The sequence below is a fragment of the Sphingomonas sp. Y38-1Y genome (assembly GCF_032391395.1).
Classification (GTDB): Bacteria; Pseudomonadota; Alphaproteobacteria; order Sphingomonadales; family Sphingomonadaceae; genus Sphingomonas.
This window is the reverse complement of record NZ_CP135916.1, coordinates 2,067,670-2,082,692: the sequence shown is the minus strand read 5'-3', so window position 1 is coordinate 2,082,692 and position 15,023 is coordinate 2,067,670. Positions and strand designations below refer to the sequence as shown.

At 69.1% G+C, this 15,023-nt stretch carries 12 protein-coding genes; 9 read left to right on the top strand and 3 right to left on the bottom strand.

The features are described from left to right. The first annotated feature begins 88 nt into the window (after positions 1-88). A complete protein-coding gene (locus tag RS883_RS09940) occupies positions 89-1,327 on the top strand; it encodes an acyl-CoA dehydrogenase family protein (RefSeq protein ID WP_315760048.1) in 1,239 nt (412 codons plus the stop codon). Beyond that, positions 1,324-2,409 carry a Zn-dependent alcohol dehydrogenase gene (locus RS883_RS09935; RefSeq protein WP_315760047.1) on the top strand — a complete coding sequence of 362 codons (1,086 nt, stop codon included), beginning with the start codon at positions 1,324-1,326 and terminating at the stop codon, positions 2,407-2,409. Before RS883_RS09940 ends, RS883_RS09935 begins: the two co-directional genes overlap by 4 nt. A gap of 46 nt (positions 2,410-2,455) precedes the next feature. Here RS883_RS09935 and RS883_RS09930 read toward each other — a convergent pair whose 3' ends face one another. After that, positions 2,456-5,251, bottom strand: coding sequence for a TonB-dependent receptor (locus tag RS883_RS09930; protein WP_315760046.1), 2,796 nt, complete (start codon positions 5,249-5,251; stop codon positions 2,456-2,458). A 301-nt stretch (positions 5,252-5,552) separates the two neighbouring features. Between RS883_RS09930 and RS883_RS09925 the strand changes: the two genes are divergently transcribed. From RS883_RS09925 to RS883_RS09915, 3 genes are all read left to right on the top strand, one after another. Then, positions 5,553-6,155 (top strand): EF-hand domain-containing protein, encoded by a 603-nt coding sequence (locus tag RS883_RS09925; protein WP_315760045.1) that lies wholly within the window; start codon positions 5,553-5,555, stop codon positions 6,153-6,155. Positions 6,156-6,248: 93 nt separating this feature from the next. Then, complete coding sequence (locus tag RS883_RS09920; protein ID WP_315760044.1) at positions 6,249-6,968, top strand: response regulator; 720 nt, start codon at positions 6,249-6,251, stop codon at positions 6,966-6,968. Positions 6,969-6,970: 2 nt separating this feature from the next. Continuing rightward, positions 6,971-8,317 carry a sensor histidine kinase gene (locus RS883_RS09915; RefSeq protein WP_315765050.1) on the top strand — a complete coding sequence of 449 codons (1,347 nt, stop codon included), beginning with the start codon at positions 6,971-6,973 and terminating at the stop codon, positions 8,315-8,317. Here the strand turns inward: RS883_RS09915 and RS883_RS09910 are convergent, their stop codons facing one another. After that, a complete protein-coding gene (locus RS883_RS09910) occupies positions 8,318-8,686 on the bottom strand; it encodes a hypothetical protein (protein ID WP_315760043.1) in 369 nt (122 codons plus the stop codon). A 122-nt stretch (positions 8,687-8,808) separates the two neighbouring features. On the opposite strand from RS883_RS09910, the gene RS883_RS09905 reads away from it, so the two are divergent. The 4 genes from RS883_RS09905 to pyrF are packed head-to-tail and all read left to right on the top strand — an operon-like array spanning position 8,809 to position 12,912. Further along, positions 8,809-9,498: an endonuclease/exonuclease/phosphatase family protein gene (locus tag RS883_RS09905; protein WP_315760042.1), complete on the top strand. Its 690-nt coding sequence runs from the start codon at positions 8,809-8,811 to the stop codon at positions 9,496-9,498. Then, on the top strand, positions 9,498-11,837 hold the full coding sequence (locus RS883_RS09900; protein ID WP_315760041.1) for a patatin-like protein: 2,340 nt from the start codon (positions 9,498-9,500) through the stop codon (positions 11,835-11,837). The genes RS883_RS09905 and RS883_RS09900 overlap by 1 nt, the downstream gene beginning before the upstream one ends. A 32-nt stretch (positions 11,838-11,869) precedes the next feature. Further along, complete coding sequence (locus RS883_RS09895; RefSeq protein WP_315760040.1) at positions 11,870-12,241, top strand: LapA family protein; 372 nt, start codon at positions 11,870-11,872, stop codon at positions 12,239-12,241. Further along, positions 12,238-12,912 carry an orotidine-5'-phosphate decarboxylase gene (gene pyrF, locus RS883_RS09890; RefSeq protein WP_315760039.1) on the top strand — a complete coding sequence of 225 codons (675 nt, stop codon included), beginning with the start codon at positions 12,238-12,240 and terminating at the stop codon, positions 12,910-12,912. The genes RS883_RS09895 and pyrF overlap by 4 nt, the downstream gene beginning before the upstream one ends. A gap of 216 nt (positions 12,913-13,128) precedes the next feature. On the opposite strand, the gene RS883_RS09885 is transcribed toward pyrF, so the two are convergent. Then, the gene (locus RS883_RS09885) at positions 13,129-14,961 is read right to left on the bottom strand and encodes an ABC-F family ATP-binding cassette domain-containing protein (RefSeq protein WP_315760038.1); all 1,833 of its coding nucleotides are present in this window, start codon (positions 14,959-14,961) and stop codon (positions 13,129-13,131) included. Between the last annotated feature and the right edge of the window lie 62 nt (positions 14,962-15,023).

The following is a 15,023-nucleotide window of genomic DNA, read 5'->3' as shown; positions in this document are numbered from 1 at the left end:
AACGCGGCGGCATTCGGCACCCTCCCCCGCTTGTCCGAAGATCGGGTATGGTCTAGGCAAGCGAGATCGACAGCCGGGAGGGAAGTGCATGGATTTCACGCTGACCGAGCGCGAGACGCATTTCCGCGACCGCATCCGCGACTTCATCGCGCGAGAGATCGCTCCGCGCGATCACGACTATCACGTCGATGTCGAGGCTGGCGAGCGCTGGGCACCCTCCGCCGTCATCGAGGAACTAAAGCCGCGCGCGCGTGCCGCCGGGCTCTGGAACCTGTTCATGCCGCCCGCGTCCGGCATCGTTCCCGTCGACGATCGCTTCCGGTTCGAGGGCGAGCAGCTCACCAACCTGGAATATGCGCTCTGCGCCGAGGAGATGGGCCGCATCCATTGGGCGAGCGAGGTGTTCAACTGCTCGGCGCCCGATACCGGCAACATGGAAGTGCTGGAGCGATACGGCACCTTCGAACACAAGGAACGCTGGCTGCGGCCGCTGATGAACGGCGAGATCCGCTCGGCCTTCCTGATGACCGAGCCCGCGGTCGCCTCGTCCGACGCGACGAATATCGAGACCTCGATCACGCGCGACCGTGACGACTATGTCATCAACGGTCGCAAATGGTGGTCCTCGGGCACCGGCGATCCGCGCTGCAAGATCGCGATTGTGATGGGCAAGACCGACACTGCGGCCAAGCGTCACCAGCAGCAGTCGATGATCCTGGTGCCGCTCGACACGTCCGGTGTTCGGATTGAGCGGATGCTGTCGGTCTATGGCTATGACCACGCCCCGCACGGCCATGGCGAGGTCGTGCTCGACAATGTCCGCGTGCCTGCCGACAACCTGCTATTGGGCGAGGGCCGCGGGTTCGAGATCGCGCAGGGTCGTCTGGGGCCGGGCCGCATCCACCATTGCATGCGCACCATCGGCACCGCCGAGATGGCGATCGAGCTGATGGCGAGGCGCCTCCAGTCGCGCACCGCCTTCGGCAAGCGCATCGCCGACCAGTCGGTCTGGGAACAGCGCATCGCCCGCGCCCGCATCGACATCGAGATGACGCGCCTCCTCTGCCTCAAGGCCGCGGACATGATGGACAAGGCGGGCAACAAGGCCGCGCAGCTCGAGATCGCGATGATCAAGGTGCAGGCGCCGACGATGGCGCTGCAACTGCTAGACGACGCGATCCAGGCGCATGGCGGCATGGGCGTGTCGCAGGACACGCCGCTCGCCGCCGCCTGGGCGGGGCTACGCACGCTCCGCTTCGCCGACGGCCCGGACGAAGTCCACAACCGCGCCATTGCCCGCGCCGAGTTCGGCCGCCACGCCGCATGAGGGTCGACGCCGCCGTCCTGCGCGAGGTCGCCAAGCCGCTATCGATCGAGCCGATCGACATCGACGCGCCGGGACCACGCGAAGTGCTGATCCGCACCGCGGCGTGCGGCATCTGCCGGTCGGACCTCCACTTCATCGACGGCGCCTGGCCCGTCGCGCTGCCCGTCGTACCCGGCCATGAGGCGTCGGGCGTGGTCGAGGCGGTCGGCGAGGACGTCACGACCGTCAGGCCGGGCGACCACGTCGTCACCTTCCTCACCGTCTATTGCGGCACCTGCGACTATTGCCTTTCCGGCCGGCCTTCGCTCTGCGCGAGCCCTGCGACCCGCCGCCCGCGCGAGGCACCGCCGCGGATCAGCCTGGCCGACGGCACGCCGCTGACGCCGTTCCTAAACCTGTCGGCGTTCGCCGGCGCGATGCTGGTCCATGAGCATGCCTGCGTCGCGATCGACAAGGCGATGCCGCTCGACCGCGCGGCGCTGCTCGGCTGCGCGGTCATCACCGGGGCCGGCGCGATCTTCAACGACAGCCGCGTCGCGCCGGGCGAGAGCGTCGCGGTGATCGGCGCGGGCGGCATCGGCCTGGCCGCGATCAACGCCGCGCGCATCGCCGGCGCGGGCCTGATCGCCGCGATCGATCCGGTCGCCGACAAGCGTGCGCTCGCGCTCCGCATGGGCGCGACCCACGCCTTCACGCCCGATGACGCTGCGCGCGACCTTCCCGCGCTCACCGGCGGCGGCGTCGACTACGCGATTGAGGCGGTGGGACGATCCGCGACCGCGGAGCTTGCCTGGACGCTGCTGAAGCGCGGCGGCACCGCGACGATCCTTGGCATGATCGCCCCCGGCCAGTCGGTGTCGATCCCCGGCCCTTCGTTCCTGACGGGCAAGAAGCTGCAAGGCTCGCTCCTTGGCTCCACCCGTTTCCCGATCGATCTGCCGCGCCTCGTCCGGATGTACCTCGATGGCCTGCTCGACCTCGACACGATGATCGCCGAGACGATCCCGTTGTCGGGTATCAACGAAGCGCTGGACAAGCTGCGCGCGGGCGACAGCGTGCGATCGGTGATCCGCTTCGACTGAAGCTTGACGGGCGGGGGCGTCGCCGCCCCCGCCCGCCGCTCCCCCGTCAGAACCGTGTGCGGAGCGTCACGCCATAGGTGCGCGGCTCGGCGAGATATTGCGAGAAGATCTGCCGCCCGCCGGGGAACTGCGGGTCGACGAACGGTGCGCTCGTCGCACCCGCCTGGAACGGCGAGTTGAACGCGACCTGCGCATATTGCGTGTTGGTCAGGTTCTGCGCCCAGACCTCCAGCGCCCACAGCTCGTCACGGCCGCGGATGCCGACGCGCGCGTTGACCAGGACGAAGCTGTCCTGCGCCTTTTGCGGGAACAGGTCGGAGCCCGTGTTGAAGTCGTCGGTCACGCGCGTGTCGACATAGAGGAGCCCGCGCAGCCCCGACGATCCCAGCTCCGGCGTCCAGGAGAAGCTGCCCGTCGCGACGATCTCCGGCGCGTTGGAAAGCTGGTTGCCGGGCAGCACGCGCAACGCCGGGTCGAGCGGGATGCCGCTCGCGCTGCCGACCAGGTTCTCACGGTAATGCGTGTCGGCATAGGTGACGCCGAGATTGAGGTTGATGTCGCGCACCGGCGACAAATTGGCCTCGATCTCGACACCCTGCGACACCACGCCGTACGTCACGTCGTCGGCCGCGCACGCGCCCGTCGTCGCGCTCAGGTCGCGGTCGCCGCCGCCCAGATCGGTCTTGCAGGCGTTGATCGTGGCGACCAGGAAGACGGCGCCGTTGAACGTGTTGAGCTGGAAGTTCTTGAACTCCTGCCGGAAGCCCGCGACCGCGAGCGAGAAGCCGCGCGTCGAGTATTTCGCGCCGACTTCATACGCGTTGACGATCTCCGGATCGAACTGAAGGTTGCGCGTCAGCGCCTGCGGCCCGCCGAGCGCGGCGAACGGCACGAGCGGGTTCTTGAGCGCCGACTTGTCGAGGTTGAAGCCGCCGGCCTTATAGCCGCGCGAGTAGCTGCCATAGAGGAGCAGGTCGTCGATCGGCTTCCACGACAGGATCGCGGTGCCCGTGAACTCGTCCTCGTTACGCTCGTCGGCGATCGTCGCGCCGTTGATCTCGGCGGTCGAATTGCCCTGGCACGACAGGCCGATGATGCCGCCTGCGACCGCGGCGAGCGCCGGATTGGTCAGGAAGCTTCCCAGCGCCTGCTGGTTCTGGACGCACGCGATATTGTCGTTGGTGAAGCTGGCGTTCAGCCGCTTGCGCTCGTTGGTGTAGCGAAGGCCGAGGGTCAGATCGAGCGTGTCGGCCAGATGCACGATGTTGTGCGTGAAGAACGCATAGTTGCGGCTGTTCTGCTCGAACAGGTCGCGACCCGTCCCGCGATCGTTGATGCCGTTCAGGCGATCGAGTGCCGCCACCACCAACGGCCCGGCAGCCCCCAGCGGTGAGGGCACCTGCGGCACCTGCCCGTTGAGCACCGCGCGGCCCGCCGGGCTGATGCAGGAGGCGTTGGTCGGCGAGTAGAGGCTGGCGAGCGCGCTGCCGGAGATGATCCGGCACGTTGCGAACCGGCCATACTGGTTGCCGAAGCGAAGATTGTCGCTGACCGTCAGGTCTTCGTTGGCGTAATAGCCGCCGATCAGCCAGTCGAGTGCCCCGCCAAACGCCTCGCCCTGAAGGCGCAGTTCCTGGCTGAACGTCTCGAAACGGCGGCTCGAATTGCCGTCGGCTGCGCGATAGAGGATGTCGATCGTCGAATAGTCCGTGTCCGAACCCTGGTCGGAACGATAGTCGCGAAAGGCGGTGATCGAGGTGAGCTTGGCGCCGCCGAAATCCCAGTCGATCTGGGCCGAAACGCCCTTGTCCTCGGTCTCGCCGGCGAAGCTGCGGCCGGGCGTCGAATAGATCGTCCGGTCGTATCCCGGCGTGAACGACCCAATCGGCTGGCCCAGGTCGCGAAGCACGTTGATGATGTTGTTCCCGCTCGGCAGGCCGGTGGTCAGCGGCGTCGCGGGATTGTTGAGGTTGCCGACCAGCGGGTTGACCGACCGGTCGACATAGGTCGCACCGCAGCACCGCTCGTCACGCTTGGTATAATCGCCGATGATGCGGACACTGAAGTCGCTCGTCGGCTCGAAGCGGAGCTGCCCGCGCACGAACCAGCGGTCGCGATTGTTGACGTCGATGTTGTTGGCGACGTCGTTGTAGAAGCCGTCGCGCTTCACATAGACGCCGTCCACCCGCGCCGCGAGCGTCTCGCCCAGTGGGACGTTGAGCGCACCCTGGAAGCGCCAGAAGTCGTAATTGCCGTACGTCGCCTCGGCCATGCCGTTGATGCCGTCGAAGGTCGGCTGCTTCGAGACGATATTGATGATGCCCGCCGACGCGTTGCGGCCGAACAGCGTACCCTGCGGTCCGCGCAGCACCTCGATCCGGTCGATCTCGCCCAGTTCGTTGAGGCCGATGCCCGATCGCGAGCGATAGACGCCGTCGATGAACACCGCGACCGAGCTTTCGAGGCCGGGATTGTCGCCGACCGTACCGATGCCGCGGATACGCGCCGACCCGTTCGCCTCGCTGCCGGTCGAGCTGACGAGCAGCGACGGCGCGAGCTGGTTGAGCGCGCGGATGTCGGTCGCGCCCGACAGCTGGAGCGCCTCGGCCGACACCGCCGACACGGCGACCGGCACGTCGCTAAGCAACTGGGCGCGGCCCTGCGCGGTGACGATGATGTCGCCGACGCCGCCGGTCTCGTCCTGCGTCGTCGAAGCCTGTTCGGTCGCGGTCGGCGTCTGGGCGGCGGGCTCGGCGGGCGTCTGCTGTGCCGCGGCGGGCGCGGCGAAGGCGAACGTCAACGCGGCGAGCCCGCACGCGGTCATCAACTGCGGCTTGGTCATATCCTCTCCTCCCGAGCCGCGGATTTTTCCTTCTCGCGTACCCGTCCCTCGAATAAGCTACGGCGCGATCATCGCGTCAAGCGCAAATTGCGCCAGTTGCTTGCGGATTGTGCGGGTGTGGCGCCGCGGCATCATCGCTCGAAAGGAGCATACCCGGATTGCGAAAAGTAGCGAAGTGCAACCGATCGACTGCGACACTCCGCGACAAATGCGGGGCCGCCCGACATATCGGCGCGACAGTCTTGGGCCAAAAGACCGTCAGCGGCGGGATCGTCCCGCCGACCATCACGGGAATGTTTCGATGACTCTCACCCGATTGCACAAGGCGATCGCCGCCACCGCGGTCGGCGCCGCCGCCCTCACCGGCGCCGCCTTCGCCGCGCAGGAACCCGCGCGTCAGCGTCCAGCCCCGCCCACGACCCAGGCGGAAGCGATTGCCCGCGCCGACGCCATGTTCCAGCGGCTGGACGCCAACAAGGACGGCCAGCTCAGCGCCGACGAACTGAAGGGCCGGCGCGGGGGTCGCGGCGGCGGGATGATCGCGCGCGCCGATACCGACAGGAACGGCACGATCAGCCAGGCGGAGTTCCGCGCGGCGGCAGTCGCCCGTTTCGCCCGCGCCGACGCCAATCGCGACGGCCGCGTCGAACCGGCCGAGCGTCAGGCGATGCGCGGACAGCGCGGCCAGGCCAAGGGCGCGCGGATGCTCGCCCGCCTCGACACCGACCGCGACGGCGCGATCAGCCAGGCCGAGTTCATGGCCGGCGCGCAGAAGCGCTTCGCTCGCCTCGACACCAACGGCGACGGCCGCATCGACGCCGCCGAGATGAAGGCCCATGCCGACCGCCGCGCCGCACGCCACGGCCGCGGCACACCCCCGCCGCCGCCCGCCCCCGGGGCGTAAGCCGGCGAGCCGGGCGGGCAGGGTCCTCCTCCCCTGCCCGCCCGGCTCAACTTGGGCTGGCAAAGCCCTTCATTCGTCTGCACAGGTTATGTCATGGCCGAGATCCCGCACCTTCTGCTCGTCGACGACGAACGCTCGATCCGCGAGCCGTTGGCGCAATATCTGACCAAGCAAGGCTTTCGCGTGACCCAGGCGGGCGATGCCGAGGGCGCGCGCGCTCGCCTCGCCGCCTATGCCATCGATCTCGCCATCCTCGACATCATGATGCCGGGCGAGGACGGCCTCAGCCTCTGCCGCCACATCCGCGAGACGAGCGAAACGCCGGTCATCCTGCTGACCGCGCGGAGCGAGGAAACGGATCGCATCGTCGGGCTGGAAATGGGCGCCGACGATTATGTCGTGAAGCCCTTTTCGCCGCGCGAGCTGCTCGCGCGCATCAAGGTGATCCTGCGCCGCGTGGCCTCCGGCGCTACGCGTCAGCACGCGCCGGAGGCGGGCGCCTATGCCTTTGCCGGCTGGGTGCTCAAGACGGGCGAGCGCACGCTCGTCGACCGCGAGGGGGTGGAGGTGCCGCTCTCGACCGGCGAGTACAACCTCCTCCTCGCGATCGTCACCCGTCCGCGCCAGGTGCTGACCCGCGACCAGCTGCTCGACCTGACCCAGGGGCGCGAGGCCGCCGCGTTCGACCGCGCGATCGACAATCAGGTCAGCCGCCTTCGCAAGAAGATCGAGACCGATCCCAAGAACCCCGCGATCATCAAGACCGTGTGGGGCGGCGGCTACACGCTGGCGGCCGAAGTCACGCGGCTGTGAGGTTGCGGGTCGGCGCACCGCGCAGCCTGTCGGGCCAGATCGCGCTGCTCGTCGCGGTCGCGCTGTTCGTCGCGCAGGCGATCAACTTCGCCCTCCTCTATCGCGAACGCCGCGAGCTTCGCTTCACGCAGATCGTCACGCCCACCGTGACACGCGTCGTCGACGCCGCCGAACGCTATCAGGCGGGTCGCATCGCCCAGTTCGAGCGGCCGCGATCGCGCCTCAAGATCGTCCTGCGCAACCCCGTGCCCGCGGGCCTGCCCCACGCGACCGAGATCGAGACTGGCATTCGCGCCGGCCTTGCCGAAAGCAACATCGCCTATACGCAGGTGGTGAGCGGCATCCGCCGCTTCCGATCGGATGATCCGCGGCTTGCCGACATGCGACCCGACCGCGCGCGCCGCCTCGCCAGCCTGGGTGCCGAGGTGATCGTCGGCGTCCGCCTTGCCGACGGCCGCTGGTTGAGCCTCAGCGGTCCCTGGCCGCGCACCGAACAGGGCCTGATCTGGCAGCTCGTCGCGCAGACGCTCATCCTCTACGCGGTCGTACTGCTACCGGTCCTCTGGATCGGCCGCCGCGTCGCGCGCCCGCTCTCGGAGCTTACCGCCCGCGCCCGTGCCTTTGCGCCCGGCAGCGATCCAGAGCCGATGGTCGAGCGCGGCCCGGGCGACCTGCGCGCGCTGATCGTCGCCTATAACGAACTGTCGGCTCGCGTGTCGGCGATGCTCGACGAGAAGGATCGCATGCTCGGCGCGATCGGCCACGACCTGCGCACTCCGCTTGCCGCGCTGCGCGTCCGCATCGAGTCGGTGGACGACGATACCGATCGCCAGCGCATGGCCGACATCGTCGAGGAGATGAACCGCACGCTCGAGGACATTCTCTCGCTCGCGCGCCTCGGCCGCCCGAGCGAGCCGATCGCCGATGTCGACCTAGCCGCGCTGGTCGACGCGGTGGTCGAGGATTTCCGCGACCTCGACCACGACGTGGCCTTTGACGAGGCCGAGCGGATTCGCATGCGCCTTCGTCCCAGCCTGATGCGGCGCGCGGTCCGCAACCTGATCGAGAACGCGATCAAATATGCCGGCGCCGCAGAGGTGCAGATCAGCGCCGCCCCGCATCATGTCGTCATCGCCGTCTGCGACCGCGGCCCCGGCCTGCCCCCCGATCAGGTCGAAGCGGTGTTCGACCCCTTCGTCCGCCTGGAAACCTCCCGGAACCGGGAGACCGGCGGCATCGGCCTGGGCCTTGCCCTCACCCGCGCGATCGTGCGCGACGCGGGCGGCCGGGTGACGCTGACCAACCGCGAGGGCGGCGGTCTCGTCGCCCGGATCGAGCTCGATCGCTGATTACCAGAGCGTCTTGCCGTCGATGACGTCGACCGGCAGGTCCGCCGCCTCGACCCCGTCGATGATCCGCGCATTCATCCCGACCTTGCGCGTCTCCCCGTCCCACTCGCCGTCCTCGCCGAACGCGGGCGAGTCCGAATAGAGCGAGCAACCGCACGCCGAACAGAAATGATGCGCGACCAGCTTGTGGTTCCAGCGATAGATCGCATCGCTCGACGCCTCGTCGACGATCAGCTGGTCCGGCGCGAAATAGGCATGGAGCAGACCGCGCTTCGAACAGAAGGAGCAGGTGCAGCGAACCACCTTGTCCGGCAGTTCGGCGTCCACCCGAAGCTTGTTGCGCCCGCAATGACAGCTCGCCTCGATCATCGGACATCCCCTTTGTTGATGCAGATTGGAAAACCGTCGGCCGCAGGTTCGGTTGCCCGCTCGGAACCACCCGCCCGGGCCCCGCATTTCCCATCGTCCATGCGCTTGCTACACCGCCCCTGATGCTCAAGGTCGCCAGCTACAACATGCGCAAGGCCATCGGCACCGACCGGCGGCGGCGGCCCGAGCGGATCCTCGACGTGCTGGGTGAGATCGACGCCGACATCGTCGCCCTCCAGGAGGCGGATCGCCGCTTCGGCACACGCGCGGCGGTGCTGACGCCGCACCTGTTGGCCGAGCACAGCGACTATCAGGCGGTTCCCGTCGCGGTGCGCGCGGCCAGCATGGGCTGGCACGGCAACGTCCTTCTGGTCCGCAAGTCGGCGGAGATCCTCGCCGCCACCCCGATCCAGCTTCCCGCGCTCGAACCGCGCGGCGCGGTCAGCGCCGACGTGGCGGTCGCGGGCACGCGCATCCGCGTCGTCGGCATGCATCTCGACCTGTCCGGCCTGTGGCGGCGGCGCCAGGCAAAGGCGGTGCTCGACCATCTCGCCGACGCGAGTGACGCGATGCCGAGCGTGATGATGGGCGACCTCAACGAATGGCGCCCCACCGCCGGCTGCCTTCAGGATTTCGCGCGCAGTCACTCGATCGCCGAAACGGGGCCTAGCTTTCATGCCAAGCGCCCCGTCGGCCGCCTCGACCGGATCATGGTGAGCCCGGGCCTAACCATCGCCGAGTGCGGGGTGCACGTCAGCCCGGCCGCGCGCGTCGCCTCCGACCACCTTCCCATCTGGGCGCTGCTCGCCTGATGCGGGACAAGGAACTGCGGCTCGCGCTCGTCTGCTATGGCGGCATCAGCCTGGCCGTCTACATGCACGGCATCACCAAGGAATTGTGGCGCCTGCTGCGCGCCAGCCAGGCGTTCGCGGCGGGCGAGCCCGCGCCGGAGGGCGGGCCCGACATCTATCGCGCGATGTTCGAGGAGGTGGCGGAGGCATCGGGCCTGCGTCTGCGCGTCCTCACCGACATCCTGGCGGGCGCGAGCGCCGGCGGCATCAACAGCGTATTCCTGGCGCGCGCGATCGACACCGGCGAAAGCCTCGACCCGCTGACCGAGCTGTGGCTCAGCCATGCCGATGTTGAGGCGCTGATCGATCCCGCCCAGGCGCCGGGTCACGCCATGACCAAGTTCTGGGCGCGCCCGCTCGCCTGGATGGCGGCCGGCGGCGGCAAGATGGTCGACGAGACCGTCGAGGTCGCCGCCCGCGACGAGGTCCGCGCGAAGCTCGACCATTTCGTCCGCTCACGCTGGTTCGAGCCGCCGTTCGGCGGCGAGCGGCTGTGCCACCTGCTGCTCGACGCGTTCGACGCAATGGCGACCTCGACCAAGGGGCCGCGTCTGCTGCCGCCCGGTCAGCCGCTCGACCTGTTCGTGACCGTCACCGACTTCACTGGGCATCCCGAGCGCCTGCGGCTCAACTCGCCAGCCGAGGTGGTCGAGAACGAGCATCGCCTGGTCCTCTCCTTCGGGTCGAAGGGGCGCGGCGACGGGCCGCTGGCAGGTGCGGCCGAACTCACCTTTGCCGCGCGTGCGACGTCGAGCTTCCCCGGCGCGTTCCCGCCCTTCACCCTCGCCGAGCTCGACCGCGTGATGGCAGCGCGAAAGGCCGAATGGGGTGGGCGCGACGCCTTCATCGCTCGCGCGATGCCGCGTCACGCCAGCGTCAACGGTGCCGAGCGCGCGGTGCTGATCGACGGATCGGTGCTCGCCAACGCCCCCTTCCGCCCCGCCATCGCCGCGCTTCGCGAGCGGCCGGCACGGCGCCAGATCGATCGCCGCTTCGTCTTCATCGATCCCGCCCCCGGCTTCCGCTTCGCACTGAATGCGGAGATCCACGGCGTGCCCGGCTTCTTCCAGACGCTGATCGGCGCTCTGTCCGAAATCCCGCGCGCACAGCCGATCCGCGACAGCCTGGACACCTTGTCGGCGATGTCGGCGCGGACCGAGCGGATGCACGCGATCCTCGACCAGCTTCGCGGCGAGGTGGAGGGTCAGGTCGAGGGGCTGTTCGGCTACACCTTCCTGCTCGACTATCCGACGCCAAAGCGGCTGGCGGCATGGCGTCGCCGCGCCCAGTCGGCGGCGGCGAGCAAGGCGGGCTACGGCCAGGCCGCCTATGGCCTGCTCAAGGTCGAGGGCGTCATCGACCGCATCGCGCAGATCCTGGCGCAGGTCGCCAAGCGCGACGGCCCCGAACCCCAGCGCCGCATCCGCGATGCCGTGGCGGAGGCGGCACGCCAACGCGGCGCGTTCGAGATCGGCACTGCGCACAACGGTGGCGCCGCGTCGGAGGCGATCGACTTCCTGCGCGCTTTCGATATCGGCTTTCGCATCCGTCGCCTCCGCCTGCTGCTCCGCCGCATTGCCGAGCAGGATGGCGACCACGACAACGCTGCGCTCGCCGACATTCGCGAGGCGGCCTATACGTCGCTGTCGGCCTATCTCGACTGCCAGCGGTCGGAGACGCACGCCGCGCTCCACGCCGTCGCGCGTCGCTCGCCGGACGATGCGGGCGCCGCGCTCGACGCGCTGTCCGCCACGCTCGACCTCACCCGCCTCGATGCCGAGACCGACGCGGCGCTCGCAAGCGCGCTCAGCGGGCTGTCACGCGACCTCAAGCGGCCGCTGCTCCTCGCCTATCTCGGCTTTCCGTTCTTCGACATCGCCACGCTGCCACTGCTCCAGGGCGAGGGGCTGGACGAGTTCGATCCCATCCGTGTCGACCGCATCAGCCCCGACGACGCCACCGCGATCCGGGAGGGCGGCGCGGCGGCGTGCCTGAAGGGGATCCAGTTCCACAATTTCGGCGCCTTCTTCAGCCGCGCCTATCGCGAGAACGACTATCTCTGGGGCCGCCTCCACGGCGCCGAGAGGCTCGTCGACATCGTTCTGACCTCCTTGCCGAAGGGGACGCGCCTCCGCCCCGGCCGCCTCACCGCGATCAAGCGCGCGCTGTTCCAGGCGATCCTCGACGAGGAGGAAGCTCGCCTGACCGCCATTCCGGGGCTGATCGCGTCGCTCCGCGCCGAGCTCGGCGGACGGACCGAGGCGGGATTGGGCCTAGCCGCGGCGGACGCCAGCGCGTAGCATCGCCCACGTAACAACCCAAAGGGGTCGCAATGCAGTTCCTGCGCACGCTGATTTGGGTGCTCGTCGCCGGTATCGTCGTCGCCTTTTCGTTCAACAACTGGGCGCCCGTGCCCGTCCGCCTGTGGGGCGGGCTGGTCGCCGACATCAACCTGCCGCTCCTGATGGGCGTGATGTTCCTGCTGGGCTTCGTGCCCGCCTGGCTCGTGCATGTCGGGACGCGCTGGCGGCTGAAGTCGCGCCTCGCCAGCAGCGAGCGCACCCTTGCCGACCTGCGTGCCGCGCAGCCCGCAGCGCCTGCCGGCGGCGTCACGCTGGCGCAGGCGCCCGCCGACCCGGTCATCGAACCCGCCGCCGCGCCGCCGCTGATTCCCGGCGACAGCCCCGTGGAGACGCGCGCATGAGCTCGCCCATCTATGTCGCGCTCGACACGCCCGATCTGGAGCGTGCCCGCACCATCGCCAAGCGCGTGCGCCATCATGTCGGCGGGCTGAAGCTCGGCCTCGAATTCTTCATGGCCAACGGCCGGTCGGGCGTAAAGGAGATGGCGGAGATCGGGCTGCCGATCTTCCTCGACCTCAAGTTCCACGACATCCCGAATACCGTCGCCAAGGCGATCCAGGCGCTGCGCCCGCTCGAACCCGCGATCCTGACTGTGCACGCCTCCGGCGGCCGCGCGATGCTGGAGGACGCAAAGGCGGCGGCGCCTACGGGCACCAAGGTCGTCGCGGTGACGACGCTCACCAGCCTGGACGGCGAGGATCTGCGCGCGATCGGCATCGACCGCGATCCGCACGAGCAGGTTCTCCGGCTCGCCGAGCTTGCGCACGATGCGGGCGTCGACGGCATCGTCTGCTCCGGCGCAGAGGTGGCAGCGGCCAAGAAGGCATGGCCGCACGGCTTCTTCGTCGTCCCCGGCGTCCGCCCCGCGGAGGGATCGTCCGGCGACCAGAAGCGCGTGGTGACGCCCCGCGCCGCGCTCGACGCGGGCGCGTCGATCCTGGTGGTCGGCCGGCCGATCACCCAGGCGGAGGATCCCGACGTCGCCGCCAGAGCGATCGAGGCGACGCTCTGAGGATAAGCGTACTCCCGCGAAGGCGGGAACACAGGGGCGTCGGTACTCAATCTGCTCCCCGGCGAAGGCCGGGGCCCAGTTGCGGAACGCCGATGATGAGCGTCGGCTAGCCAACGAAAGCCTTACCAACTGGGCCCCGGCCTTCGCCGGGGAGGCGCTATGTGGGAGAGCGTTGCGCGCAGAAACCTGGGCTCCCGCCTCCGCGGGAGCACTGCCCTACCCCGCCGCCTCCAACGCCGCGCTCGCCTCCATCCACGCCAGCTCCGCGACCTCGATCTCCGCCTCAATCGCCGCGCGCTTCTTCATCAGGTCACCGGCCGCCGCCCCGCCCTTCGCCGGATCGGCAAGCGCGCGGTCCACCTCGCCGCGCTTTTCCGACAGCCGCGCGAGTTCGGCCTCCGTCGTCTTGACCGCCTTGCGCAAGGCCTTGTCGCGCTCGCGATCGATCGGCCCCTTGCCCGACGCCCGCGCCGTCTTCGCCTCGGCGGGCTCCTTGCTCAGCACCATCGCGATATAGTCGTCGACCGACCCGTCGAAGTCGCGCGCCGTGCCCTTGTCCACCAGCACCAGCCGGTCGGCGGTCATCTCGATCATGTGGCGGTCGTGGCTGACGATCAGCACCGCGCCGCTATAGGCGTTGAGTGCCTGGATCAGCGCCTCGCGCGCGTCTACGTCGAGGTGGTTGGTCGGTTCGTCGAGGATCAGCATGTGCGGCGCGTCGCGGGTGATGAGCGCGAGCGCCAGCCGCGCCCGCTCGCCGCCCGACAGTCGCCCGACCTGGGTCGTCGCCTTCGCCCCCTCGAACCCGAACCGGCCGAGCTGCCCGCGCACCGCGCCCGGCGTCGCGCCCTTCATTGCCGAACTCATGTGCTGAAGCGGCGTCTCGTCCCGATCGAGCTCCTCGACCTGATACTGGGTGAAGTAGCCGACGCGCATCCGTCCGCTGGCGTTCATCCCGCCCTCCATCGGCGCGAGCTGCGCGGCGATCAGGCGCGCCAGCGTCGTCTTGCCGTTACCATTGCGGCCAAGCAGTGCGATGCGATCATCGGGATCGAGCCGCAGGTTGAGCCGGCGAAGGATCGGCGTCTCACCATACCCCACCGCCGCCATGTCGAGCGTGACGAGCGGCGGGCGCAGCGCATCGGGATCGGGAAAGTCGAACGACAGGCTGGGGTCGTCGATCAGCTCGGCGATCGGCTGCATCTTCGACAGCATCTTCGCGCGCGCCTGCGCCTGCTTGGCCGTCGAGGCGCGGGCAGAGTTGCGGGCGACATAGTCCTGGAGCTTTTCGCGCTCCGCCTGCTGCTTGGCCCGTGCGGAGGCGATCTGCGCCTGGCGCTCCGCCCGCTGCTTCTCGAACGCGTCGTAGCCGCCCGGATAGAGCGTCAGCTTGCCACCGCCCAGATGCAGGATGTGGTCGACGACGTTGTTGAGGAAGTCGCGCTCGTGGCTGACCAGCAGGATTGTCGCGGGATAGCTTTTGAGGAAATCCTCAAGCCACAGCACCGCCTCCAGGTCGAGGTGGTTCGATGGCTCGTCGAGCAGCAACAGGTCGGGCTGCGAGAACAGGAGGCTCGCCAGCGCCACGCGCATCTTCCATCCGCCCGAAAAGCTGTCGAGCGGCCGGTGCTGCGCTTCCTCGTCGAAGCCCAGCCCCACCAGGATCTGCGCCGCCCGCGACGGCGCGGTATAGGCATCGATCGCGATCAGCCGCTCGTAGACGTCGCCCAGCCGATCAGGATCCTCGCACGTTTCGCTCTCGATCATCAGCGCCGCGCGCTCGACATCGGCGGCCAGCACCGTCTCGAACGGCGTCGCGTCGCCCGCCGGCGCTTCCTGCGCGATATAGCCCAGGCGCGCGCCCCGCGGCATGTCGATGCTGCCGGCATCCGCCTCGATCCCGCCGGTGATGGTGCGCACCAGCGTCGTCTTGCCTGCACCGTTCCGCCCGATCAGCCCGATGCGCCCCTTGGGCGGCAACCGCGCGCTGGCGCCGTCGATGATGGTTCGCCCGCCCAGGCGCACGGTGATGTCGTTCAGATTGAGCATGCGCGCCGCCTAGCAGCACGGCGCTGCTTCGACCACTGTCCAGCGACCGATCTGGCCAGCCG